Source organism: Mucilaginibacter pedocola (assembly GCF_002013915.1).
Taxonomy (GTDB): Bacteria; Bacteroidota; Bacteroidia; order Sphingobacteriales; family Sphingobacteriaceae; genus Mucilaginibacter; species Mucilaginibacter pedocola.
The window spans coordinates 1-26076 of record NZ_MBTF01000011.1; the positions used below are offsets into that span (position 1 = coordinate 1).

Annotated in this window: 22 protein-coding genes; 10 read left to right on the forward strand and 12 right to left on the reverse strand. The window is 45.1% G+C overall.

Translation table 11 applies throughout. From position 1 onward, the window contains the following. Nucleotides 1-286 precede the first annotated feature (286 nt). From BC343_RS12100 to BC343_RS12110, 3 genes are all read left to right on the forward strand, one after another. Complete coding sequence (locus BC343_RS12100; RefSeq protein ID WP_078347728.1) at nt 287-1324, forward strand: IS110 family RNA-guided transposase; 1038 nt, start codon at nt 287-289, stop codon at nt 1322-1324. Nucleotides 1325-1676: 352 nt separating this feature from the next. Then, nucleotides 1677-3758: a ComEC/Rec2 family competence protein gene (locus BC343_RS12105; protein WP_078348052.1), complete on the forward strand. Its 2082-nt coding sequence runs from the start codon at nt 1677-1679 to the stop codon at nt 3756-3758. Between the two features lie 73 nt (nt 3759-3831). After that, entirely contained in the window at nt 3832-4482 is a 651-nt protein-coding gene (locus tag BC343_RS12110) for a hypothetical protein (protein WP_078348053.1), read from the forward strand. An 81-nt stretch (nt 4483-4563) separates the two neighbouring features. Here BC343_RS12110 and BC343_RS12115 read toward each other — a convergent pair whose 3' ends face one another. Then, entirely contained in the window at nt 4564-5913 is a 1350-nt protein-coding gene (locus BC343_RS12115) for a tetratricopeptide repeat protein (RefSeq protein WP_162276860.1), read from the reverse strand. A 1-nt stretch (nt 5914) separates the two neighbouring features. Between BC343_RS12115 and BC343_RS31010 the strand changes: the two genes are divergently transcribed. Next, nucleotides 5915-6055: a hypothetical protein gene (locus BC343_RS31010; protein ID WP_162276861.1), complete on the forward strand. Its 141-nt coding sequence runs from the start codon at nt 5915-5917 to the stop codon at nt 6053-6055. Between the two features lie 256 nt (nt 6056-6311). On the opposite strand, the gene BC343_RS12120 is transcribed toward BC343_RS31010, so the two are convergent. The 5 genes from BC343_RS12120 to BC343_RS12140 all read right to left on the reverse strand — a co-directional run bounded on the left by BC343_RS12120 (nt 6312) and on the right by BC343_RS12140 (nt 10304). After that, nucleotides 6312-6917, reverse strand: coding sequence for a hypothetical protein (locus tag BC343_RS12120; protein ID WP_078348055.1), 606 nt, complete (start codon nt 6915-6917; stop codon nt 6312-6314). A 2-nt stretch (nt 6918-6919) separates the two neighbouring features. Continuing rightward, the gene (gene bioA / locus BC343_RS12125) at nt 6920-8185 is read right to left on the reverse strand and encodes an adenosylmethionine--8-amino-7-oxononanoate transaminase (RefSeq protein WP_078348056.1); all 1266 of its coding nucleotides are present in this window, start codon (nt 8183-8185) and stop codon (nt 6920-6922) included. After that, nucleotides 8182-8631 (reverse strand): NUDIX domain-containing protein, encoded by a 450-nt coding sequence (locus BC343_RS12130; RefSeq protein ID WP_078348057.1) that lies wholly within the window; start codon nt 8629-8631, stop codon nt 8182-8184. Before BC343_RS12130 ends, bioA begins: the two co-directional genes overlap by 4 nt. After that, on the reverse strand, nt 8621-9598 hold the full coding sequence (locus BC343_RS12135; protein WP_078348058.1) for a cation diffusion facilitator family transporter: 978 nt from the start codon (nt 9596-9598) through the stop codon (nt 8621-8623). The genes BC343_RS12130 and BC343_RS12135 overlap by 11 nt, the downstream gene beginning before the upstream one ends. Nucleotides 9599-9788: 190 nt before the next feature. After that, nucleotides 9789-10304, reverse strand: a complete 516-nt coding sequence (locus tag BC343_RS12140; protein ID WP_078348059.1) for a hypothetical protein — start codon at nt 10302-10304, stop codon at nt 9789-9791. Between the two features lie 124 nt (nt 10305-10428). Between BC343_RS12140 and BC343_RS12145 the strand changes: the two genes are divergently transcribed. After that, nucleotides 10429-10824 (forward strand): hypothetical protein, encoded by a 396-nt coding sequence (locus tag BC343_RS12145; RefSeq protein ID WP_078348060.1) that lies wholly within the window; start codon nt 10429-10431, stop codon nt 10822-10824. Here the strand turns inward: BC343_RS12145 and BC343_RS12150 are convergent, their stop codons facing one another. Then, nucleotides 10825-11667: a hypothetical protein gene (locus BC343_RS12150; RefSeq protein ID WP_202909783.1), complete on the reverse strand. Its 843-nt coding sequence runs from the start codon at nt 11665-11667 to the stop codon at nt 10825-10827. A 194-nt stretch (nt 11668-11861) separates the two neighbouring features. Then, a complete protein-coding gene (locus BC343_RS12155; RefSeq protein ID WP_078348061.1) occupies nt 11862-12314 on the reverse strand; it encodes a hypothetical protein in 453 nt (150 codons plus the stop codon). A 154-nt stretch (nt 12315-12468) separates the two neighbouring features. Here BC343_RS12155 and BC343_RS12160 point away from each other — a divergent pair, with 154 nt between their 5' ends. After that, entirely contained in the window at nt 12469-13662 is a 1194-nt protein-coding gene (locus tag BC343_RS12160; protein WP_202909784.1) for a pyridoxal phosphate-dependent aminotransferase, read from the forward strand. Between the two features lie 227 nt (nt 13663-13889). On the opposite strand, the gene BC343_RS12165 is transcribed toward BC343_RS12160, so the two are convergent. From BC343_RS12165 to BC343_RS12180, 4 genes are all read right to left on the reverse strand, one after another. Then, nucleotides 13890-14426, reverse strand: coding sequence for a hypothetical protein (locus BC343_RS12165; protein WP_078348062.1), 537 nt, complete (start codon nt 14424-14426; stop codon nt 13890-13892). Nucleotides 14427-14837: 411 nt separating this feature from the next. Next, on the reverse strand, nt 14838-18017 hold the full coding sequence (locus BC343_RS12170; RefSeq protein WP_078348063.1) for an efflux RND transporter permease subunit: 3180 nt from the start codon (nt 18015-18017) through the stop codon (nt 14838-14840). A 55-nt stretch (nt 18018-18072) separates the two neighbouring features. Beyond that, complete coding sequence (locus BC343_RS12175; protein ID WP_078348064.1) at nt 18073-19251, reverse strand: efflux RND transporter periplasmic adaptor subunit; 1179 nt, start codon at nt 19249-19251, stop codon at nt 18073-18075. A gap of 6 nt (nt 19252-19257) precedes the next feature. Next, nucleotides 19258-20643, reverse strand: a complete 1386-nt coding sequence (locus BC343_RS12180; protein WP_078348065.1) for a TolC family protein — start codon at nt 20641-20643, stop codon at nt 19258-19260. Between the two features lie 341 nt (nt 20644-20984). Between BC343_RS12180 and spt the strand changes: the two genes are divergently transcribed. The 4 genes from spt to BC343_RS12200 all read left to right on the forward strand — a co-directional run bounded on the left by spt (nt 20985) and on the right by BC343_RS12200 (nt 25829). After that, nucleotides 20985-22187, forward strand: coding sequence for a serine palmitoyltransferase (gene spt / locus BC343_RS12185; RefSeq protein WP_078348066.1), 1203 nt, complete (start codon nt 20985-20987; stop codon nt 22185-22187). A gap of 119 nt (nt 22188-22306) precedes the next feature. After that, complete coding sequence (locus BC343_RS12190) at nt 22307-23425, forward strand: hypothetical protein (RefSeq protein WP_078348067.1); 1119 nt, start codon at nt 22307-22309, stop codon at nt 23423-23425. Then, complete coding sequence (locus BC343_RS12195) at nt 23422-24402, forward strand: NAD-dependent epimerase/dehydratase family protein (RefSeq protein ID WP_078348068.1); 981 nt, start codon at nt 23422-23424, stop codon at nt 24400-24402. The genes BC343_RS12190 and BC343_RS12195 overlap by 4 nt, the downstream gene beginning before the upstream one ends. Before the next feature lie 104 nt (nt 24403-24506). Further along, nucleotides 24507-25829 (forward strand): inositol-3-phosphate synthase, encoded by a 1323-nt coding sequence (locus BC343_RS12200; protein ID WP_078348128.1) that lies wholly within the window; start codon nt 24507-24509, stop codon nt 25827-25829. The last annotated feature ends 247 nt before the right edge of the window (nt 25830-26076 follow it).

Genomic DNA, 26076 nt, shown 5'->3' on the forward strand with positions numbered 1-26076 from the left:
CGGCGAGTTGACTCACCCCGACACCGCTATCGCTTGTCGACCCTCCTATGTTTGCTGTTAGAATATAAGCAAATAGATTTGTATTCGAAAGTGAGGAGGGATGAGAGCAGATGACGACCCAAACAACCTGTTGGTATGTTGACAGAGAGAAGCTGCCTCATTCCTTTTTACCCATTGGCGCTTGAACAGAATGTAAGGAATATTGCATAGCGGTATATCCAGGATATCCAGCAGGAGAAAAGGCGAAGTTGGGTTTTCACTTTTAATAATTTATTAAAAGGAAACGATGGCAAACATTTTAAAACAGGTTGTAGGGATAGACGTAGCACAAAACGAACTAGTAGTTTCCCTTGGCAGGATGGATGAAACTGCGGAGAAAGAAGTTTATGCATTCAGGCAGTTCGCAAATAAGCCCTCCGGCTTTAAAGCGCTGGAGTCATGGGTAAAGCAAAGGGCAAACAAAGAAGTCCCGGTACGTTATGTTATGGAAGCGACAGGCGTTTACCACGAGAAACTGGCTTACCATCTATCAGGGCAAGGGCATGAGGTAAGCATATTGCTGCCGAACAAGGTGAGCAACTATATGAAGAGCCTTGACCTGAAGACCGTTACTGATAAAACGGCATCGCAGGCTATCTGCCAGTTCGGGCTGGAGAGGAAGTACGAACTATGGCAACAGCCAAAAAAGGTATACCGCGACTTAAAGCAGTTGACGCGCGAACGGGACCAAATAGTAGCAGAGCGTACAGTAAGCAAGAACCAACTGCATGCAGAGCAAGCCGAAGCTTTCCCGAATGAGAATAGCATTGCCAGGCTTGAACAGCGAATCGGGCTATGCAACATTCAGGAAAAAGAGATAAAGGTAGAGATAGCAGGATTGATAAAACAAGATAAGGAACTGGCAGCAAGGATAAAGAACGTTGCTACAGCGCCGGGAATAGGCTGGCTTACCGTGGTAATAGCAGTAGCCGAAACGAATGGGTTCGACCTGGTACGGAACAAAAAGCAATTGATAGGCTACAGTGGGTTGGATGTGGAAGAAAAGGAGTCGGGGACATCTGTAAAGAAGAAGCCTAAGATATCAAAAAAGGGGAACCGTCATTTGCGTAAAGCAATGCATATGCCTGCTTTAACAGCCATTCGTGTAGATGAACGCTTTAAAGCTATCTATGTAAGGCTGGTATCGAAACATGGGATAAAAATGAAAGCAGCAGTAGCGGTCCAAAGACGGCTATTGGAACTCGTTTATACGCTATGGGTTACCAACAAGCCTTATGATAAAAAACACGTACACCGGTCTGTTGAAAATATCAAAACCCTATAAATGGGTTAGGGCAGCCATCAATGACGGACTGCCCTAAACAGGCTGGCATAAAGCCGCCTTAATGAAACAAAATTAAAAAGAATACTTGACAGTTAACACAGAATCTCTCTGCTTCGCAAAGAGGGTGAGCTGCACGTTCTAAATCCTTCATAAAAAAATTTCTCCCACCCTCTTTTTCGCAGAAAGAGAGGGTCGGGCAGCGATAGCGACCCGGGGTGAGTTGAATTAGCCACGCGACATAGCGCACGCTTACGATTTCCAACATTCCCAGTTGTAAGCTACCTCCCAATAAGCTATTTTTAATGCGTAAACCTTATCGTTCTGCCTCGATGCAGGACCGGGTAACCCGTGTATGATAGCTAAGCATAAAGGCGAAATTCCTGTAGTGATTTTGTTGCTGCCTTTTTTGGCAGGGATAAGCATTGGGCTCTGCTACCCTACTGCTAAAGCCATTACTTTGGGCGTTTCCGCCCTAATACTTATCGCTTTATTTGTCGTATTCAATATAGCTTACCGAAGGCTCCAGCTATACAAAAATAGTTGGACAGGTAGTTTACTCATTTACGCTATCCTTTTCCTGGCGGGATGGCTGATTACCGTACAGCATAACCAACTAAACAGCAATATTCATTTCTCTAAACAATCTGCCAAATACCTGTTGGTGCATATCAATTCGGAACCGAAGGTTAAAGGCGATGTAGTACGCTTCAGTGCCGATGTGGTACAAAGCATCGATAAAGGTAAAGGCAGCCCGAGCAACGGAGCCCTACTGCTCTCTATTAAAGATGAATTAGCCGCCAACCTGTTCTACGGCGCGGAAGTGTTGATACCCGCTAAGTATGCCGAAGTTGAGCCGCCCTATAACCCCGGCGAGTTTAATTACAAGCAATATCTGGCCAATAAAAACATTTACCACCAAGCTTATTTATACACCAAACAATACCGTGTTACAAAAGGCGGATGCGGCAACCCTATAATTGCCTATGCTTTAAAAACCCGTCAAAACCTGGTTGCCAAATTGCGGGCCAATATGAGCGATACCACTGCTATTGCAGTAGCATCCACCCTGATATTGGGTTATAAGGCCGATTTGAGCAACGATGTGCTGCAAGCTTACTCTAAAACGGGAACTATCCACATCCTATCTGTATCAGGCGGGCACGTGGCCATTATTTACGGCTTGCTGGCATGGGCGCTGGGTTTGCGCAAAGGGGCATCGCGCAGCAACATTATTAAAGCAATCACCATTATTGTATTGATATGGGTTTACGCCCTGCTTACGGGCTTTTCGCCGGCCGTTAACCGTGCGGCACTTATGATTAGCATGGTTATTTGCGGGCGGACCTTTGCGAGGTATATCAACAGCCTCAATATATTAGCCTGCTCGGCATTCATCCTACTGCTTTACGATCCTTATTTACTTACCGACGTAGGCTTTCAGCTGTCATACTTTGCGGTTGTAGGACTGATAGTGTTTCAGCCGATTGTATACAACTGGCTCTATTTTAAAAATACATGGGCCGATAAAATATGGATGGCCTGCTCGGTATCTATAGCAGCGCAGGTGATCACCTTCCCGTTGAGTGCTTATTATTTCCACCAGGCGCCAGTGTACTTTTTATTGAGTAACCTGCTGATTGTTTTACCCGTTGCGGTTATTATGTATGCGGGAACGGCGCTGCTGATATTACCACAGGTGCCTTACCTTTCTAAAGCGCTGGGCTTTTTATTAGAGCATACCATTTTGTTAATGAACAAAGCGCTCGCTTTTATTGAACACGTCCCCTTTGCAAGCATTGGTAAAATATGGCTTACCCGGTGCGAGCATCTGTTGCTATATGTAATCATTATCGCTGCTTTCTACTTTATGTATAATATGCAGCGGAGGTGGTTTCTATTTGTATCGTTAAGCACTTCCCTGTTGTTTTGTATGAGTATCAGCCTGAAAAAGTTCCGGGCGGATGGCGCGCGATCTATAACGTTTTTAAACCTGCGCAAAAACACTGGCATCGTTTTCAGAAACGGCACCGAAGGTGTAGTAATTACTAATTTGGCTGATACCGATAAGGCCTTTCAATACGCTGTGCAACCCGGGTTGGATAGTATGCGGATAACCCGGTATAGCATCATCGGGCTTAATGATACGTTGCATCGTCCGTGGTTTATTAAACAACAAAACCTCGTTCAGTTTATTGATATACGGATACTGCTGTTAAACCAAATGTGGCCGCTAAAGTCTATCCCCCAGCAAATGGGTGTTAGCTATTTGTATGTTAGCAATAACGTAAGGATTGATACCCGGCAATTGAGCAAACTGGTTTTAATTGCCGACGGCAGTAATAGCGATGCCTATATTGATAAATTGAAAAACATTCCCGTAAATTGTAGGATATTGAAGCGTAACAAATCATTCAGCATCGCATCTAAACAGTAATAATTTTATTTATTATAAATATTTTGCATCTTAGTTAACCCACACACTTTAACTTAATTAAACTAAAAACATCATGAAGATGAAATTATTTACCGTTGCCATGGGCCTTGCCTTTACCGCAACTGCTTTTACCGCCAGCGCCCAAAAAGCTTATAAGCAAGGCCTTGCCATAGTGTCTATGAACGTTATGGGCCAGGCTATCGACGCAAAAAGCTACTTCACGGTAGATTCGGCTGCTTTGGAATTTGCCACCGGACCTGCTTCTATTAAGGTAATCACCGATTCAAAATCTACTTTTATGGCTTTTTTGGTTGATATACCGGTAGCATCAAGAAAAATTGCTGCGGTTGCCACCCCTGCCGAAATTGAAGAAGAGACAGGAAAATTCCCGAAACTAACTTTTGCCCCAACTACCGAAACAAAAGTTATCAACGGCTTCAACTGCAAAAAAGTAGTTGCTACCAACCCGCAGGACAACAAAACCTATGATATTTGGGTAACTAACGACATCAGCCTACCATTGGGCGCCAACAGCAAATTTTACGAAAAAGCCGGCGGCGTACCTGTACAATACTATTCGTTCCAGAACGGGCAGGCAGCACAGGTTACCTTGAAAAGCGTTACAGAGCAAGCTGTACCTAAAGGTTACTTTCGTATACCCGCCGATTTCGACCGTATTACCATGGAAGAATTTAACGCTATGCGCGGCGGCGGCGGTAACTAAACCCGGCCTGCTTTAAAGTATAAAACCCCGACGATTTAAAAATTGCCGGGGTTTTGTTTTTTGGCCAGCATTGCTGCTCATCTATTCGGTAAGTTTTTTTTCAATGCTTTTAAGTGCTTTATCCATTTCCTGCGCCGACTCATTAAAGTAGGCATAATACTTTTTTAACTCCTCGCCGCTTGGGTTTACCTCATCAACTAACACGCACAGCCCCAATATATTTGCCAAATGCCGGCGCACCTCGTGCGAGTGTATAAAGGCAAGCTCCTGTGTTTTGGTTTGGTATAATAATTTTTCGTACCTGCGCTTTTGCCTTATGCTGTAATAAAAAAGCCCGCCGGCCACCAGCCCCAGGCAAGCGGTAATAATTGCAAATATTAAAATGGTGCGTTGCTTTGAATAAATTTCGTCGCGGGCGGCGTTTATTTCCTCTACTCTGTCTATCCGTATTTGCGAAACTACATCAACTATTTGCCCCATTTTTTTGCGCGAGGCCTCAGATTCTTCGGCCGCCATTCTGTTGTATTTGTTAGCCGCAGCATAATCGTCTCCGTCTTCCAATATTTGCGATAACAGTTTATAGGAATTTATCCTGAGCTCTGATGTTTCCAGTTTGGGGTTTGCCACCATTGCGCCTAACAAATTCGTAGCCGAATCGAGCTTGCCTAACCTATAATAACATTGCGCCAGGTAAAATTTATCGTTGTTTTTATAATATTCGCCCCGGGTTGCCAACAGGCCTTTTATGATCGGCACGGCCTGCTGCGGGCGGTTATGGAGTATCAGGCTAAAGTATTTAAGCCGCGTCAAAGCGTTTTGTTCGTCAAAATTACGCTTGTATAAGGTGTTAAATTTGCCCAGGTAAATATCCAACGAATCTTTATTGCCGAGCTTAAAAAATATTTCGGCTTTGTTTACCGCTACAAATGCCGGCGACCGGGTGTCAGCCTTATTACTTTTGCTGTAGGCATCCACCTCGTCGAGGTATTTCAGCGCCTGTTCATACAATTGTAGGTGCATGTAAATATCCGAAAGGCCAATATCGGTAATTACCTGTAGCTGCGGTTTATTCATCATGCCCGCTAAACGGCGGGTTTCCCGATAATGCAGTATGGCATCGAGGCTGTTACCCGTATCTGTTTCAACATAGGCCAGGTTGAGGTGGAAATAATACAGAAAAAACAGGTTATCGGCCTTTGTGGCGTGCTCAATTCCTTTTAACAGCAACTGCCGGGCTTCGTTGTAATGCGACTCGCGCCGGTTAACCAAGGCTCCGGCCAACGAAACATACATTTCACCATGCTCTATCTGATACTTGGCAAGCGTATCAGTTAAGGCGGGTAGCTTTCCGTCAAAAGCGTTGCTGCCTAAGTACCGCGCATAAATTAGCGATACAGCACGGCTCTCCATGTCGCTAGCTTTATCGTGCAATATGGCAGATAAGGTATCCGAGCTCGCTCCCCCGGTTGAAGCCATCGCAATAGCCGACAAACGCGGTAGCAACAAAAGCGGCAAGGCAAAAAGCAACAGCAAAAAAAGTAACTTAACTATCCTGGGCATTATACATTGCTAAAGCCAAACCATTACGGGCATAGAGGCTGTTGTTCATTAATGGGCAGACTACACCCATAAATATAACATTAGTTTTCAGAAAATTAAGAAAATGTGGCTTTTAGAATAAAAATAGCAGTTATGCCCGACGGCAATTTACAAGTACTCAGAGCGGGAATTGAACTTGTTAGTACTTCTCGCCAGCTGGTTCTAAATTGCACCAAAGAAAAGCAGCTTTATCTGCATATCTGAGATCCGCACACCTGCACATCCGCAACCTACCCCACTTCCACAGCCAAATTATCTACCCATTTGGCAAACAATGCGCTTTCCATTTCTACTGCTTTTTGGGCGTGTACCTCCCAATCGGGCGAGAACTGTTTTAGCTGGTTCATCATTTCTTCCAGATGGCCTTCTTCTTCCAGGATGATAGACTTTACATTCACTTTGCTTTGCACATCATCCAATGCATTTTGGTAGATGGGGTAAAGCTCGTCGGCGCGTACTTCAATGGCATAGGTAACCAGCAGGTAGGCGGCAAAGCGTAATTCGCGCCCGGTGAGGTTCATGCCGTATTTAAGGTAGCGGCACACATCAATATCCAACTGGTTAAGATAGTATTTGCTTTCGGCAGGGGCCAGCAAAAATTCGGGTGCGTAAGTTGGGCACTCTATACCGGTTTTTTCTATCTGGCGTTTCAGGTAGAAAGCGTGGCGATGCTCTTCTGCAGCGTGCTTTATTACAATGTAAGTTACGTTAACCGGGTCTTCGCCGGCAGATATTTTGCGCGCGCCGGTGTTTTCCATCAGCGATAGCGTGTTAAGCCAGCGGGCGTGTAAGCGGTTTTTGGCTATAATTTTAGGTAGAATGGTAGTAAGTTCCATAGTTAAATTTCATCGAGCGCCTGGCCGATGCTTTGGTAAATGTAATCGAGCTCCGCATTGGTAATACAATACGGCGGTAAAATGTAAATAATGTTGCCAAGGGGGCGCATAATTATCCCCTTGTTTAAAAAATAATGGTAAAGCGTATCGCGCAGGCCGCTTAAATACGATGTGCTGCTGCCTGTTTCCCACTCCATTGCCAATATGGTACCCGTTTGGCGTGTGCTTTTTATTTTAGGGTGGGCTTTAATGCTTTCGGCAAAGGCGGTGTGCTTTTCGGCTATCCTATCAATGTTTTGTTGGGTATCGGGGTGTACAAAAAGATCCATACTCGCTAATGCCGCGGCACAAGCTACGGGATTGGCCGTGTACGAATGCCCGTGGAAAAGCGTCTTCATTTTATCGGCAGAGAGGAAGGCATCGTATATCTGCTGTGTGCAGGTAGTAAGCCCGAGCGCCATAGTACCGCCTGTAATGCCTTTAGAAAAGCACATAATATCGGGCTGCACATCTACATATTCGCAGGCAAAGTTTTTGCCCGTGCGGCCAAAGCCTGTAAAAACCTCATCGTCTATCAGCAAAATGCCTTCCGCGCGGCAATGCGCCATCAACTCGTTCAGGTACTTCGCATCATACATAATCATCCCCGCAGATCCCTGAACTAAAGGCTCGAAGATAAAGCAGGACAACTCAGACTTCAAACTCGAGACTTTCGACTTAAGGCTTTCCATATTCTCCGCATTCGGCAGGTCTATAAACTCCACCTCGAACAACAGGCTATCAAACGCAGCCGTAAATACGCTCCGCCCGCTTACCGACATGGCACCAAAGGTATCGCCGTGGTAAGCATTATTAAATGCCAGTATTTTGGTGCGTTGTTCGCCTTTGTTGTGCCAGTATTGCAGGCACATTTTTATCGCTGCTTCTACTGCTGTAGACCCATCATCGGTATAAAAGGCTTTTTTTTGGTTAGATGGTAGTATGGCCAGCAGGCGTTCGGCCAATTGAACCGCCCTTTCGTGGGTGAAGCCCGCAAAAATAGCGTGCTCCAGTTGGTACAATTGCTCGCTTACCTTTTGGGCGATATACGGATGCGCGTGCCCATGGATATTTACCCACCAGCTCGATACCGCATCAATATATTTTGTGCCATCTTCCGAGTACAGGCAAGCGCCTTCACCACGAACGATGGGCACGGGTGGCTGCGCGGTTTGCATTTGGGTATAGGGGTGCCATATAACGGCAAGGTCGCGTTCTACTAAGCTCATAGGCTTTGCATTAAAAGTTTAGTAACGTGTTGGTCGATGGGGAAAGTACAGGTATCGGCCGTTAAATCTGCTATTTTTACCCAGCGGAACGATTGCAGCAGTTCGCCCTCGCCATCAAAATCAAAAACTTCGGTTTTAAATACGAGGTTTAGCGGGGTTACGTTTTTCACGATGTAGTAAACACTGATGATCTGCGAATCGTTAAAAGCCGATTTCACAAAAAAATCGGTAGTGTAAAAATGGCTCAGCACTTCTACCTCCACATTGCATTCTTCTACAAATTCACGCTTCAGCCCCTCTATCAATCCTTCGCCGTACTCTAATCCGCCGCCGGGGTATTTGGTAAATTGCATACCGTACTCCTGCTCGTCGCTTATCAGTACTTCGTTATTATCGTTTATCAGCAGCCCGTAAACGCGTACGTTAAAAAATTGCTTACTGTTCATAGTGTTTCTTATTTCGCATCACCATCTCCATGGTCCATTCAATTTCCTCGGTTTTCGCTTCCGATCTGATGGGACAATTGGGCATGCCGCAGTAGTGGCAGCAGTTGGGCAGGCATGGGTCGGTATGTATAAATAGTTCGGTTTTGATGCCGGCCTCGCGGTTTATCAGGCGTTCTACCAGTTTCACTTCCTCGTGCACCTTATTCAGGTCGAAGTAATTGGGCAGGGTAAGGTGGCAATCGATGTGCAGTTCGTTACCGTATTTCTGCGCGCGCAGGTTGTGTATATCTATCCACTCGTAGCGGCGTTTTTCGCCCAGCAGCTTCACCACATCGCTTACAATATTAAAATCGGTTTCGTCCATTAGCCCGGCTACCGACCGGCGTATGAGTTTGTAAGCCGTATATATGATATAAAGCCCTACCATAATAGATAGCGCACTATCCAGCCAGAGTATATTGGTAAAATGTATAAGCAGCAAGCCAATCACCAGCCCGCTACTGGTAACGGTATCGGTAAGCAGGTGATGCCCGTCGGCCTCGATAGTCATGGAAGGGAGCGATTTGCCCTTGCGTATCATGTAATAGCCCAGCCCTCCGTTTATAGCCCCGGTTATACCTATAATAACTGCACCGGTTAACAAATCGCGGATAACTTCGGGATTGAAGAAGCTGTAAACAGATTTCAGGATAATGATAACGCCGGCAATACCGATAAGTGCGCCTTCTAAAAATACCGAGAAAAACTCCACCTTGCCGTGCCCGTAGGGGTGGTTCTCGTCGCGCGGGAGCGATGCCAGGTAAATGCTGTAAAAAGCAAAGCTGCTGGCCACCACGTTTACAATGCTTTCGGCAGCATCGGTAAGTACAAAGTTGGAGTTTGTTAAAAAGTAAGCGGCAAATTTCATTACCATGAGTACCACCCCGGTAACAAGCGACAATAAGATGATCTGTTTTTGCTGCTTCAAAACCCTTTACTTTTTGAGGGGGCAAACTTAAACAAAATTTCGCCTTCCGTTTTTCAGAATTGTAACGATTGGGCGAGGATATGGTTCTGGTTAGATTTGTCAACTTTTTGAAAGTTGACAAATCTGAAGCTTCGATCTAAAAAAGGCAGAGAGACAGGGCTTTGAAACGATAGAAGGGAGTTAAACCTGTTTATTTCAACACCTCTGCCGACGCAAAAAAGAGATCGCTATTTTTTGTTACCAGGTTAGCGGGCACCCGGCACGATAGGGAATACATTTTACTGCCTATCAATATCATTCGTATGCTTATAGTGCCCTTGGTAGTATTTTCGGTGCCCGTCATACTATAGGTTGTATAGCTTTTCCATTCGCCTATGGTTACATTGCCAAAGGTGTAGTTTTTGGTTGCCGAAGCCAAACCAGCGCCCAGTTGGTCTGCAAATTCCTGCTTATCTTTCATTGGCGCTAAGCCGGCGGAATCTAAATTGGCTACCTGCTTAAAATCTAAAAAATTAACGATGTAGCCAACGCTATCTTTAGCTTTCAGAGTGTAGCCTTCCACACCATTCTTAGTGATTTTCTCCGGTGCCGATGGGAATTTTACTGAAAGTTTATCATCCAGTTTTTGGGTTACCCAACCCGTTTGGGCTCTGGCGGATACGGATAATGTAAGTACAAACAATAATAGGTAACAGATCTTTTTCATCTAATGAGTTATAGGTGTTTGGTCAAAAGTAACTGATTGATATGGCATATTACAGTTATTTCACCATTAGGTATCAACTATATTTAGGGTGGATTTAGTTTTGTACCTTTCTCGGCGATACCTTATGGCTAAACTATCTTTAAAATACACCGCGAATACCAAAGGTATTGTAATTTATTATGCATGGCTGATGTTCAACATCATGCTGATATCTATAAAAAAGCTATCAATTATCCAGCAACATTTCCACCAGGTTTTCACCCATACCTCCAACTTTATTATTACGGCTATTTTAATGAGCGCCGTTTCGCTGATATGGTTATTACAGGGTGCGCCTTATAAATTTGTTTTATGGCTGGGGATGGTCGCTATAGTATTAAACTTTGTGGTTGAGTTATTCATACCGGTTTTAAATACACCCGATATAATTGACGCGGTTTACGGCACAGTTGGCGTTTTGATAACATTATTAGTGATGCTACATTTCAAAACGGTGGGACTGCAGAATCGGGAACAATAATTACAAGCCCGCTACCAATAAATTAGTTGCCACTTTTACACTACATTTTTGATATTTGGCATAAGCTGCAGCCGCCCGCCCCCTCACCTGCTGTTGGCTTTCGTTGTTCAGGTAACCGGTAATGGCATCATGCAGCGTGTAAGCTTCGGGGCACATTAAGCCGGTAGTCCAAACCAAAGGGTTGGCTTTGGCGGTAGATATATAAGGTTTAAAATAACTTTTGCTGATGCAGGTCAATATAATAGCGTCGCGGGTTTTACCATCTGCGTTATGGAACTTATCCGCCAGCCGAAAATTCATCAATCCGTCGTGCCCTATGTAAGCCAACAGCTGTGCATTGCCGCCTATGCCTATCACCTTACCATCGGCATGCACAGTATCTTTTAGCTGACCCGAACAACCGAACAAAAAGTCTTCGGTAGTTTTTTCTATAGCGCGGCCATCCCAGGCATCGGCTATCAGGTATGCATTTTTGCTGCGGTGCTTAAAAACCAGCCGCTCCATTATCAAACCTTTTGTTTTGCGTTTGCTAAGCAATTGCCAATCCTTACTCTTTTTAAAATAAGTGCGCACGCCGTTATCACAACCCCAATACAAGTTGGTTTCCGGGTCCTGCCCGTTAAAAATGGCCTTGGGTACGGGTACTATGCCCTGGTATTTATTATCGCAAAGGGCAACAAATACGTGAATAACTTTGGCGGTATTGGTATAGGTGATGTTTTTGAGTTGGGATTGGGATGGTTTTGCAAGTGGGTTTTGGGCTTTTTCTTTTGGATGTTGTGAACATGTCAATAAACCAACGGAAGCAATAATGATAACAAAGGCGTTTGCAAGGCGGCGCATGAAGGTTATAATTTATAGCAATATACTCATTTTTATGTAACCCAAAACCGCGTTAGGGATAGAAGCGGAAAACCCACAGCCGCGCGGTTGCCCCGTGCGGAAATGCAAGGGCGAGGATTTGCAGCGGATAGCCCGGCCCGCAGGGAACGCCATTATTATCTTTCTTTAAAAAACTCCTTTAACTAAGCACCATTCTATTCGCAAGTTACCTCCACCTTGACAGGATCGTCAATATCTAATCTCCAAACACAACCTAACGTGCTATGTGCAATCACTTGATTTTGCTCTAAGCTGACTTTACTAAACGGATTTGAAGAGGTAAAATAAGCGATCCACACGGTATGCCAAGTGGCCAAATTTATTACGGCGATAAAGCCATCGCTGCCATAACTAACTTCGCCACAAACTACTTTTAGTGCCCTTTCACGATTTGTATAGTTACCCAAAATACCACAACCCGCCCAAAAAAGCTCGCCTTTTGCTTCAAGTTCGCTAATTGAAGTTGTAGCTGCCTTTTGCACCTCAAATTTATATAGAGGTGCCCAAGTATTACTTACTTCAAATAGCTGTATGGTAGAATCAGAAAAAATAATCCCGTCAACAACCGGACAACTTTGATGCTCTAAAAAATGCGTTATTTTTTTCACTCCGATTGTTTATCACAAAATAGAATTTCATTCAGATAAAAATAATACAATTTCACAATCCGCCAACTTTCTAAAAGTTATCAAATCTATTCCACCTACCCCGCCCCATCCCCCAATCATTTTTCTATATTTGCCGCGCAATAACACAAATAATATGAGCGCATTAAGTAACAGGATAAACAACCTGTCGGAATCCCAGACCATTAAAATGGCAAAAATGGGCCGCGAACTGGCGGCTAAAGGTGTGGATGTGATCAGCCTTAGCTTCGGCGAACCTGATTTTCATACGCCCGAGCATATTAAGGAAGCTGCTAAAACAGCTATGGATAAGAACTTTACCTACTACACCCCTGTAGCCGGTTATCCCGACCTGCGCAAGGCCGTAGTTGGCAAGCTGAAGAACGAAAACAACCTCGATTATACCGATACCCAAATTGTAGTTTCAACCGGTGCCAAACAAGCGCTTGCTAATGCTGTGCTTTCGTTAGTAAACCCGGGCGAAGAGGTTATTATCCCTACTCCTTACTGGGTATCTTACTCGGAAATTGTGAAACTGGCCGAAGGCGTTAGCGTATTTATTGATACTACCGTTGAAACCAGCTTTAAAATAACTGCCGAGCAATTGGAAGCGGCCATTACGCCAAAAACCAAATTATTCATGTTCTCGTCGCCTTGTAACCCTACCGGCAGCGTTTACAGCAAAGCTGAGTTGGAAAGCCTGGCTAAAGTATTTGAAAAACACCCCGAAATATACATCCTGAGCGATGAGATATACGAGCACATCAACTTTATAGGCGGCCACGAGTCTATAGCCCAATTCGACTACATTAAAGACCGTGTAGTGATCGTAAACGGCTGGAGCAAGGCTTTCGCCATGACCGGCTGGAGGATTGGTTACACTGCCTCTAACAGCGAAATTGCTGCTGCCTGCGATAAACTGCAAGGTCAGATCACCTCGGGTACCTGCTCTATCACCCAAAAAGCGGGGGTTGCTGCTTACACCGGTGGTTTGGAGAGCGTGCACGCCATGCGCGAGCAGTTTCAAAAACGCCGTGATATTGTTTATGCTTTGCTAAAAGAGATACCGGGCGTTGAAGTTAACCTGCCCGAAGGCGCGTTCTACTTCTTCCCTGATGTTACTTCGTTTTTCGGCAAAAGCTACAATGGCAAAACCATTACCGACTCGGACGCCCTGAGCATTTACCTGCTGGAAGAAGCTCACGTAGCCACCGTAGGCGGCGATTCGTTCGGCGATAAAAAATCTATCCGTATATCTTACGCTGCTGCTGAGGATAAACTAATAGAGGCTGTTAGAAGGATAAAAGAAGCGCTGGCGAAGTTGGCGTAAATAATAAAAAATGTCATTTCGAGCGAGCGAAGCGACGAGAAATCCTGAACGGAAAAGCATTACCGACAAGTATTACCGCTATGCTCAGCGGATAATGTAGTCGCATAAGATTTCTCCTCCCCCTTCCACACCAGCCTCCCCGCTGTTCGTCGAAATTACATGGTGGTTAAAAGAAAAACCCCGCTTTGCGAATGCAAGCGGGGTTTTTCTTTTGTTATTTGGTTCAATTACAAACCGAAGCCGTAAGCGATACGTAAACCTACAGTACCGAAGCTATTGCTTTGGCCCGAGAAGTTTTCATAACGGGCGCCTATATCCCAGCTTTGGTTAGCCCAACCTATACCCGGCGATGCCAATAATTTGGTGTTTTTACCATAAAATTCTTTGGTTTCGAAACCGGCACCAACTTCACCACTCAAATAAACGTTTTGAGATATGAAGGCTTTAATACCTGCTTTAACCGGTATCATTTGGTAGGCTGGGTAGTTAGCACCTGTGTTGCCTACCTCTTTACCAAAGAAGTTATAGAAACCTGAAGTCAGGGTTAAAGCAACGGCATCATCAACGCCATATTGTAAACGCGGGGTTATACCAATACCAATGCTCGATACATCTTTTAAAGCTCCGCCAACAGGTGCAATACCTTCTACACCGAAACCGAAACGAAGAGCGTTTTTGGGGGTTGATTGTGCGTTTGCGTTAGTTCCTAAAAATATAGCTGCTGCTGTAAAGGCTGCGGCTACTAAAGTTGTCATTTTTTTCATCGTTGTGTTTTTCTTAGTAAACAATTTTCAAATTGTGATACCTCCCCAATTACAAATACTTTGCCATTGTGCCAATTTTTAACATTGGCGTAACCTTAGCGGATGGGATTTTGGACATAAAAAAGGCTTATTAAGAAATTATTTTTTCGCCCTCAATATTGATTATCAGCTTATTTTATACACAAAATATACTTTGGCACACCCTAAAATAGCACGCACATACAGCGTATGATATTTATTAATTTTTGTGGTTGATACCATACAAAACTGTATGCTGTGGTATATACCCGGGCTGCCTGGCCATGCTTATTTTCATTTGATTTTCATGCCATGGGCGCGTTTCAGTAGCAACATTTAACAAAAAAGCCCTTCGGCTATTAACCGAAGGGCTTATGTTTATGCTAAAAACCGTTAGTGGTCCGAGTCCTCATTAGGGTCCGGCACATAGTTTTTCTCTAACTCGGCCAGTTTCTCTTTACCGTAGGCAAACTTGGTGATGATGTAAAACAGCACCGGCACTATAAATATAGCCAATGTAGTTGCGGTAAGCATACCGCCGAATACGGTGTAGCCAATAGTTTTACGCGACTCGGCACCTGCACCCGATGCAAACAGCAGCGGTAGTACGCCTAATATAAATGCCAGCGAGGTCATGATGATCGGGCGTAAACGCAGCCTTACAGCCTCGAGCGTTGCTTTTTCAAGTTCTACGCCCCTATCAACACGCTCTTTGGCAAACTCTACTATCAGGATGGCGTTCTTGGCCGCCAAACCTATCAGCGTTATTAAACCAATCTGCGCGTATACGTTATTGGTGAGCGTATCTTTAAACGACAGGAACAATATTGCCCCGAATGCACCCAGCGGCACCGCCAGCAGTACGGAGAACGGCACCGACCAGCTCTCATACAAGGCAGCCAGGAATAGGAATACGAACCCTATCGAAAGCGCGAAGATGTAAATGGTTTTTGAGCCCGATAGCAACTCCTCGCGGCTTAGGCCCGAAAACTCATAGCCGTAACCTTGCGGCAATGTTTGTGCAGCAACTTCTTGCAGAGCCTTAATTGCATCCCCGCTACTAAAGCCCGGCTTGGTAGCACCATTTATCTCCGCCGAGCGGAAAAGGTTGTAGTGCGATATCAGCGGTGCATTCTCTATCATCTTATAAGATGTAAGCGTGCTCAACGGCACCATACCGCCCGATGAATTGCGCACAAAGTACTGCCCGATATTCTGGATGTTAGTGCGGTAATTGGTATCGGCCTGGCTTACCACCCTAAAGTTTCGCCCATAGATGGTGAAGTCGTTAATGTAGGCACTACCCATGTACGTTTGCAGGGCATTGTTTACATCAGATATAGCTACACCCAGCTTTTTGGCCTTCTCCCTATCAATAGTTAACTGGTAAGCCGGCGTGTGCGCACCAAAGAACGAGAATGCACGTGCAATTTCGGGGCGTTTGTTAACAGCACCCAGGAAGTTGTTCAACACTTTCTCGAAGTTTTTGATATCGCCGCCCGCTTCGCGCTCCTGTAGTATGAACGAGAAACCGCCCGTATTACCCAAACCCGGTATGGCCGGTGGCGATATAACCACCACGTTGGCTTCTTTAAACCTCGACAGTTTTTTAGTGATGGTAGCAATAACACCCTGCAACTGGTCTTGTTTATCTTTACGGTGCTCCCATGGCTTCAACTGCACAAATATGGTAGCACTGTTAGATTTGGTAGCGAAGTTAACCGCGTTCAAACCGCCCAATGCCGCATAGTGGTTTATAGCAGGTACAGTTTTCAGCTCATCCATCATCTCGTGCAATACGGCAACTGTACGCTCGGTTGATGAGCCTTCGGGCAAATCGTAAGTAACATATATACGCCCTTCATCCTCCAGCGGAATAAAGCCTGCAGGCTTACCCCTGAACAGGAACACCGTACCTATAATAACGCATACCAATATAATGATAACGAATTTGGAATTTTTAATACCCTTATCAACCGTGTTGCGGTAGCGGCCGGTCACCCTATCGAACCATTGGTTGAATTTGAAGAAGAACTTGTTCAGCCCTGTCGACTTCTCATCTATTTTATGCGGGCGTAATAATATAGTACACAATGCCGGCGTAAGCGATAGCGCCACAAATGCCGATATCAGTACCGATATAGCAATGGTAATAGCGAACTGCTGGTAAAGGCGGCCTACTATACCCGGCACAAAACCTACCGGAACGAATACCGCTGCCAATATCAAGGCAATGGCAATTACCGGTGCCGATATATCCTTCATGGCCTGGTGCGTGGCATCCTTAGGGCTCATGCCTTTTTCGTCCATATAATGCTGCACGGCCTCAACCACCACAATGGCATCATCCACCACAATACCGATCGCCAGTACAAAACCGAATAACGTTAAGGTATTAATGGTAAAGCCCAGCGGAATAAAGAAGATGAACGTACCCACAATAGATACCGGGATAGCCAGTACCGGGATAAGGGTGGTACGCCAGTTTTGCAGGAACAAGAACACTACGATGATTACCAGCGCAAGCGCGATAACCAAAGTTTCTATCACCTCATCCAGCGATACCTTTACTACGGTAACCGATTCGAACGGCACCACAAAGTCGATATCCTGCGGGAAGGTTTTCTTCAGCTCCGTCATGGTTTTCACCACGTTATCGGCAGTCTCAATAGCGTTACTGCCGGGTGCCTGGTATATCAGCAGGTACGATGCACGCTTACCATCAACAAAGGAGTTACCGGCGTAATTAAACTTACCCAGTTCAACGCGCGCAACATCTTTAAGGTGCACCACCGAGCCTGTAACCGGCTGCGTTTTAACTACGATGTTTTCAAACTCGCTTATGGCAGTTAAACGGCCTTTTACCAGCACGCTGTACTCAAAGGTTTGGCCCTTCATTTGCGGGGTGGCACCCACTGTACCTGCGGCAACCTGCGCGTTTTGTTCCTGCAAAGCTGCAGTAACGTCGGCGGCAGTCATGTTCAGGGCGGCCAGCTTATCGGGCTTCAGCCAAACACGCATACTAAAGTCATCGGCACGGGTAAATACGTCGCCCACGCCTTTGGTACGCAAAAGCGCATCCTTTATAAATACGTTGGTATAGTTATCGGTAAAAGTAACATCGTGCGTACCTTTTGGCGAATACATGGCCACCAGCATCAGGATGCTTGGGTTACGTTTACGCACCACCAAACCAAGGCGTTGCACCTCTTGCGGCAGGGTTGGTTGGGCAATACCCACGCGGTTCTGCACATCAAGCGCAGCAATATTAATATCGGTACCTACTTCAAAGTTAACGGTCATGCTCATGGCGCCGTTACCAGTGCTGTTACTTTGCAGGTAGGTCATGCCCGGGGTACCGTTCACCTGCACCTCAACCGGCGTAGCTACAGTTTGCTCAACGGTAAGCGCATCGGCACCGGTATAGGTACCGGTTACCTGTACCGTAGGCGGGGTAATTTCGGGGTACTGCCCTATCGGCAGGCTCATTATCGATAGCACGCCCACAACTAATATCACCAATGATATTACAATGGCGGTTACGGGTCGTTTTATAAAAACATCTGCGATCATGCTGTATTTCTTTAGCTTTAGCGGGATGTAACTCCCTTATTTGCTTTAAGTATTTCTATTTTTTAGGTGCTGCACCGGCCGCAGGGGCTGCTGCACCCTGTGTTACCTTGCCACCATCGCGCAAGCGTTGGAAACCTTCGCTTATCACTTTATCGCCTTCTTTCAGGCCTTCCATTACTACGATATTGCTTTGTACACGTGGGCCCAGTTTCACTTTCACCTGGTGGCCAAGGGTGTCGCGGCGGTCTTTCACGCTCTTGTCTTCAGCGGTATCTTTCACGGTAGTATCGCGGGCCACAAATACGAAGAACTCGCCCATTTGCTCTGTAACGGCTTTATAAGGTATTTGCACGCGCTCGCCCGAGTTATCGTTAAGTACCTGTAATACGGCGCTCATGCCATCTTTCAGTACATCTTTCTCGTTGGGGAACTGTATCCTTACTTTAATACTACCTGTTTGGTTGTTCACCCCGCGGTCAATAGCGAATACCTTTCCGGTTTTATCATAAGTGGTACCGTCAGACAGGGTAAGCCTGAAGGTGGTATCGGCACTGTGCTGCTGCAGTTTGTAAAAACGCTCAATGTCCTGCTCGTTTATTACTACATCTACGCCTATCGGGTTACCCGTTGATATCGTATTTAATAAGGTAGTACCCGGCGACACTTGCGCACCCAATTTAACCTGCGATATACCAATGCGGCCGGTAAACGGCGCACGTATAGTAGCGAAGGAAAGGTCGGTAGCGGCCGAAGCTAAACCTGCTTTGGCAACAGCCAACTGTGCGTTAGCGGTTTCAAAGGTAGCAGCGGCCTGGTCTACAGTTTGGCGGGCCACAGCATCGTTCTTCAGCAGCATATTATAACGGTCGATATCTTTTTGGGCTTTTACCAGGTTTGCTTTGGCGCTAAGCACATTAGCGTTTGCCTGATCGTAAGCGGCCTGGTATTTACGGCGGTCTATCTCGTAAAGCGGTGCGCCTTTTGTAACTACATCACCTTCCTTAAAAAATATACCGGTTACATAGCCCGCCACCTGGCTGCGCAATTCCACTGCGTTAAGTGCGGTTACTATACCCTGGTATTTATCGTAATAAAGAGCTTCGGCTTTTTTAGCCTCCACAATATTAACGGGAGTGGGCGGCATGGCCGGGGCACCTCCTTTGTTGCTACCACCGCAAGCAGCAAGGCTTAAAACACCTACCGCTGCCAAAAAAGATATATATCTGTTCTTCATATGCTGTTATTGTTCGGCCGTTAAAGTGCCCAAAGCACGTTGCAGGTCTATTTTGCTTGATAAAAGTTGGAAAAGCGCGTTATAATAATTCAGTTCGGCCGTGCGCAGGTCCGACTGTGCTACAATTACATCAAGGTATACCTTAATACCTTCGCGGTATTGCAGGTCAACCACCTTATATACATCGCGCGCAAGCTGCACGTTCTCGGTAAGGGCCTGCCAGTTGGCATAGTTACTTTTGTAGGCGGCCAATGCCTGGGTGTATTCGGTACTGATGCTGTTGCGGGTGTTCTCCAGGTCCAGGTCGGTACGTTTTACCTGCAGGCGCGATTTGCTCAGGTTGGCCAACCGCTTGCCACCCGTAAAAATAGGAATGGTTAAGTTTAGCCCTACGTATGACGTTGGGAAAGATTTACTATAAAGATCGCTATAGTTATTGGCGAAATAGCCAAGGCTGTAAGAGCCTACTGCCGATAGCGACGGCAAAAAGCCCCATTTATAATAAGATACATTCAGGCTCTGCAGATTGCGGGAGGTTTCTAACAGGCGGTACTCGATACGGTTGCTGTAGTTAACCATCTCGTTAGTATCGGCCATGGCCTGCGTTTGCAGGGCAGCCGAGTCGTAAGCAAGTATAATGCGCCTCTCGGGGTTAAAGCCAATTACCTGTTTAAGGTATGATGTTTTGCTTTTGATAGCCTCAAGCGTAGCTTTTTGAGAAGCTAAGCCATTATTAAGGGCGATGGTTGCCTGCTTGTAGTCGGTTTTATCAACCACGCCCGCATCATAGCGCGATTTGGCATCCTTTAAACTACGGCGCAAACGGGCAATATCCTGGCCTAAAATATCCAGCTGGCGTTGGGATAATAATACATCGTAAAAAGCCTTGCTTACGTCGCTTGTAAGATCGATCTTGCTGCTCTCGGTATTCTGCTTATAATAAAGGCGCGAATATTTTGACGCCTTTGAAGCCAGCAATACATCATTATTTACCAATACCTGGCTGGCCGATACGCCTAATGTAGATGTGTTTTTAGCCACGGCCAGGCTTTGTGTTGACGAACCTGTGCCTGTGCCGGTACCTGTACCAGTTCCCGTACCAGTACCGGTAGTTGCACCTCCAAATAAGTTAGCGCGCTGAAAATAGTGTTGTATACTATTAGAACTGTTTACCTGCGGCAACCACGACGAAAGGCTGATGCGGATATCATCTTCATTAATGCTTTCATCAATATAGGCTTGTTTCAGTTTGGGCTGATTTTTGATAGCGTAATCAATGCTCTGTTTTAAAGTTAGCGTTGCCACCGTAGTATCGGCCGGAGTTTGCGCGAGTAGCAGGACAGGAAAAAAAAGTATTACAGTAATAATGTATAAACCGCGGAGTTTTTTCATAAAATTGTTGTGCGATACTGGAACAAACCCGATGTAGAAAGGTTCGTTTTACGTTGCGATAAATTTAGTAGGGGTTCACGAAGATGACATATTTATAAAGAATTTTAAAATTCACAACAAAAAATTTACTTAAATAAGATAATACTTATCGTTGTGGCAGTTTTTCAGGTTTTCTTTTACATTTTACAAAATTTTGGCTTTGTTTCAATAAAAATTTAATTAATTTGCCTTATGATTGTAAATTGTGCTTTATTAAGAGAATGTGAAAAAATTTACACTTTCGAAGCACGAGGTAAGATTATTCATGGTATTTTTACAGAAAATTAAAGAAGTGTTAATAAATGGTTAAAAAGTTACACGATAAGATCGCCCAGTTCCAGGATGCAAATATGATCCGGGCACAGGGACTGTATCCTTTTTTCAGGCCTATCGAAAGCGGTCAGGATACTGAAGTGATTATAAATAACAAGCGTGTTTTAATGTTTGGTTCTAACTCTTACCTGGGGCTTACTAACCATCCTAAAATTAAGGAAGCTACTAAGATAGCTATTGATAAATACGGTTCGGGTTGTGCCGGTTCGCGTTTTTTGAACGGTACGCTTGATATCCACATTGAGCTGGAACGCCGCCTTGCTAACTACGTAGGTAAAGAGGCCGCTGTATTATTCAGCACCGGTTTCCAGGTAAACCTGGGTGTATTATCGTGTATTACCGGCCGTAACGATTATTTAATATTAGATGAATACGACCACGCCTCTATCATTGATGGTAGCCGCCTGTCGTTCTCTAAAGTAATTAAATATGCGCACAACGATATGGCAGACCTCGAGCGTAAGCTGAGCATACTGCCCGAAGAAGCCGTTAAAGTTATTGTGGTTGATGGTATCTTCAGCATGGAAGGCGATATTGTTAAACTACCCGAAATTGTACAGCTTGCCGACAAATACGGCGTAAATATAATGGTTGATGATGCCCATAGCCTTGGCGTTATCGGCGTAAACGGTGCAGGTACTGCATCTCACTTTGGCTTAACTAACGAGGTGGATCTTATCATGAGCACCTTTAGCAAATCGCTTGCTTCGTTAGGCGGTTTCATTGCCAGCGATCACGAAACTATCGATTATATAAAACACCGCGCACGTTCATTAATGTTCAGCGCGAGCATGACTCCCGGTTCGGTTGCCAGCGTTATTGCTGCATTGGACATCATCGAGTCGGAACCGGAGCGTATACAAAAGCTTTGGGATAATACCAACTATGCGGTTAAATTGCTAACCGACGAAGGCTTTGATATTGGCGCTACTGAAAGCCCTATCCTGCCTATCTACATCCGCGATAACGATAAAACCTTTATGGTTACCAATTACCTGCAAAACGCCGGTATATTTGTTAACCCGGTTGTATCGCCTGCGGTACCTTCAGATGCATCTTTACTTCGCTTCTCGCTGATGGCTACACACACTTTCGAGCAGATAGACGAAGCAGTTGAAAAACTAATAGCTGCATTTAAAGAAGTGGGCGTGCCATTAAAAAAACTGGCATAATACCACGGTTGTGACAACACGACATAACACACCAAAATTATAAATAATACCACAACGCCGGTTCAATTTGCCCCCAGCATTTGAATCGGCATTTGTTTTTAAGCCCCCCTTAAAACACCATGAAAAGAATTGTTTCGGTAAGCTCTAAAAAAGAACTGGCCTCGTTTATTGATTTCCCGCACGAGTTGCATAAGAACGATCCGTATTACGTACCGGAGCTTTTTATCGCTCAGCGTGATATTTTAACTACCCACCCTTTTCACAAACATTCGTCGCTGCAAACCTTTTTGGCGTACGATGGCGATAAGATAGTGGGGCGTATTGCGGCAATCCAAAACAACAACCACAACAAATTCAACAACAGTAACGATGGCTTCTTTGGCTTTTTCGATTGCGAAAACAACCAGGAAACTGCCAACCTGCTTTTAGAAACAGCGGTTAATTGGCTTAAAGAACGAGGACTGGAAACTATTGTTGGCCCGGTAAACCCGTCAACCAACGAAACCTGCGGCCTGCTGGTAAAAGGCTTCGATAGTTCGCCCATGGTGATGATGACCTACAACCCGGAGTATTATATTACCCTGCTGGAGAACTTCGGCTTTAAAAAACAAACCGACCTGCTGGCCTGGCACTGGGATGCGCAGAACTACAACGATAAATCGTTACAGATGCTGGATAGGCTGAAAGAACGCCTTACACGCAACAGCGGCATCACTATCCGCAAAATAAACCTTAAGAAGTTTAAAGAAGAGGCCGATGCCCTGCGCGATGTATATAATAAGGCATGGGATAAAAACCTGGGCTTCTTCCCCATGACCAACGAGGAATTTGACTACACCGCCAAGGACCTGAAAATGATCCTCGACCCCGACTTTGCCTTAGTGGCCGAGCAGGATGGTAAAATAGTAGGTTTTGGCGTAGCTATACCAGATATTAACCAGATACTGAAAACCATTAAAAAAGGCCGCTTATTGCCTACAGGTATCTTTAAACTATTACTAAACAAAAGTAAAATACAGGGCATACGCATTATGTTGCTGGGCGTAATAGAGGGCTACCGTAAACTGGGTATTGAGGCTTGCTTATATGGCTCTATAATAAAAGAGTACCGCCGCAAAAACCTGAAATACGCCGAAGCCAGCTGGACTTTAGAGAAAAACGACATGGTGAACCGTGCTATTGAAGCTATTGGCGGCGAACAGTATAAAACATACAGGATATACGAAAAGAAAATATGAGGGAACGGGTTTTAATAACCGGTGCGAGTGGGTTTGTAGGGTATCATATTATAGCGGAAGCGCTTAAACACAATTTGGAGGTATACGCCGCTGTGCGCAAGGCCAGCAATACCGACCACCTGAGGCAATTCAACATCCAGTACACGCACCTGCGGTATAACGATGTAGAAGGGCTCATCAAAGAAATAAAAGAAAAACAGTACGACTATATTATACACTTGGCGGGCGTAAATAACGGCCGCTCGCAAAAGGAGTACGTAACCGTAAACACTTACTTCGCCTACAATTTGGCCAAAGCGGCCGAAGAATGCGGCGTAAAAAAGTTTATACAAATGAGCAGCCTGGCCGCTATAGGGCCTTTAAAAAGCCTTAACGGGCTGCTAACCGAAGGCACCGCCCCCGCCCCGGTTAATACCTTTGGCAAAAGCAAATTGGCAGCCGAAAAAAAGATAGCTACGCTTACAAAGCTTAACTATACCATTTTAAGGCCGGCGGCTGTTTACGGTCCGCGCGATAAAGGCTTTTTTTTATTTATTAAACAAATGGCCAAAGGGCTGGAGCCCTACGCAGGTGAAGCAGAGCAGAAACGAAGCGTGCTTTTTGCACCGGATCTGGCAGTGGCAACCATTAATGCGCTGCATGCCCCGCCACAAAGCAGCTACAATTTATCCGACGGAAATTTTTACAACCGTTACGAATTAGGCGACCTTGTTAAGGAATTATTAAAATTACGTGTATATAAAATTCATTTTCCTGTAAACTTTGTAAAAATAATTGCAGCTTTGAACGGAAAATTGAGTTCTTTGCGCGGCAAGGCAACAACGGTTAATACCGACAAAATAGCCGAGCTTACCGCGAAAAACTGGCACTGCGATATTGCCAAAGCACAAGCCGAAATTGGTTTTTACCCGCGCCACAACCTGCCGGCGGGCCTAAGCCTCACCCTTGCCTGGTATAAAGAAAATAACTGGCTTTAAGCCTTATTTTATAACAATTAAACAAACACAGTAGAGCATTGCGGCCTACGCTTAACACAATAAAACCGCAGCGCTTTATTATTGATCTTAAACAAACAGTACAAATGAAAATCGACATCAAACCCGCCACCGGGAAGCTTGGTATCTTAATTCCGGGCTTGGGTGCGGTAGCTACAACCCTTATCGCCGGCGTTGAGGCCGTAAAAAAAGGTATTTCTCAGCCTGTGGGCTCACTTACACAAATGGGAAGCATCCGTTTAGGAAAAAGAACTGAAAACCGCCATCCAAAAATTAAAGATTTTGTGCCTTTGGCCAAATTGGAAGACATTGTTTTTGGTGGTTGGGACGTATATGAAGATAACGTTTACGAAGCTGCCATGAACGCTAAAGTGTTAGAGGCATCTTTACTGAACGAAGTACGCGAGGGCCTGGAAGCGATAAAACCGATGAAAGCCGCTTTCGACAAAAACTACGCTAAAAACCTTGATGGTACACACGTAAAAACCGGTACCCGTTACGAGCTTGCACAGCAGGTTATGGAAGATATCAAAAACTTCCAGGCCGATAACGGTTTAGATCGCGTTGTATTAGTATGGTGCGGTTCTACCGAGGTTTACTTCGAAGGTTCGGAGATACACGAAACCCTTGCTGCTTTTGAGCAGGCTTTGGTTGACGACGACAAACGCATTGCCCCAAGTATGATCTACGCTTATGCAGCGTTGAAACTTGGCGTGCCTTTCGCTAACGGCGCTCCTAACTTAACTGTTGATATCCCTGCAATGATAGAGTTGGCTAAATTAACCAACACTCCTATTGCCGGTAAAGACTTTAAAACAGGCCAAACTTTAATGAAAACCGTTTTGGCTCCGGGCCTTGCTGCACGTAGCCTGGGTGTACACGGCTGGTTCTCTACCAACATTTTGGGTAACCGCGATGGTTTGGTATTGGATGATCCGGATAACTTTAAAACTAAAGAGGTTTCTAAACTTGGTGTATTGGAAGACATCCTGCGCCCTGAAGAAAACCCTGAGTTATACGGCGAGATCTTCCACAAGATCCGTATCAACTACTACCCTCCTCACGGCGATAACAAAGAAAGCTGGGATAACATCGACATTTTTGGCTGGTTAGGCTACAAAATGCAGATCAAGATCAATTTCCTTTGCCGCGACTCTATCCTGGCTGCCCCTATTGCTTTAGACCTTGCTATCTTCTGCGATATGGCTAAACGTGCCGGCATGAGCGGTATACAAGAGTGGTTATCGTTCTACCTGAAATCGCCGCAAACTGCGCCGGGCCTTCATGCAGAGAACGATATCTTCAAACAATTAATTAAGTTGGAGAACACCCTGCGTTACTTAATGGGCGAAGACCTGATCACCCACCTGGGCTTAGATTACTATGATGATATGTTTGCCGGTGCATAACCGTTAAATATCAGCCTTTAAAAACAGGCCACGCAAATTTGCGTGGCCTGTTTTTTTATTATACTTTTACACTACTGTAATTAATAAACAAAACACCCACCTCCCCCGGTTATTTGTTAATGTAGCAACTATTGGCACAGTTTTTTGCGTAAGTAGTAACAATTGCAGGGTTAAACTATCTAATTTATCCGCTTGATACAAGGGGCTAAATTTGCAGCCACGGTGCAATAGCGGGGCCATAAAGCAC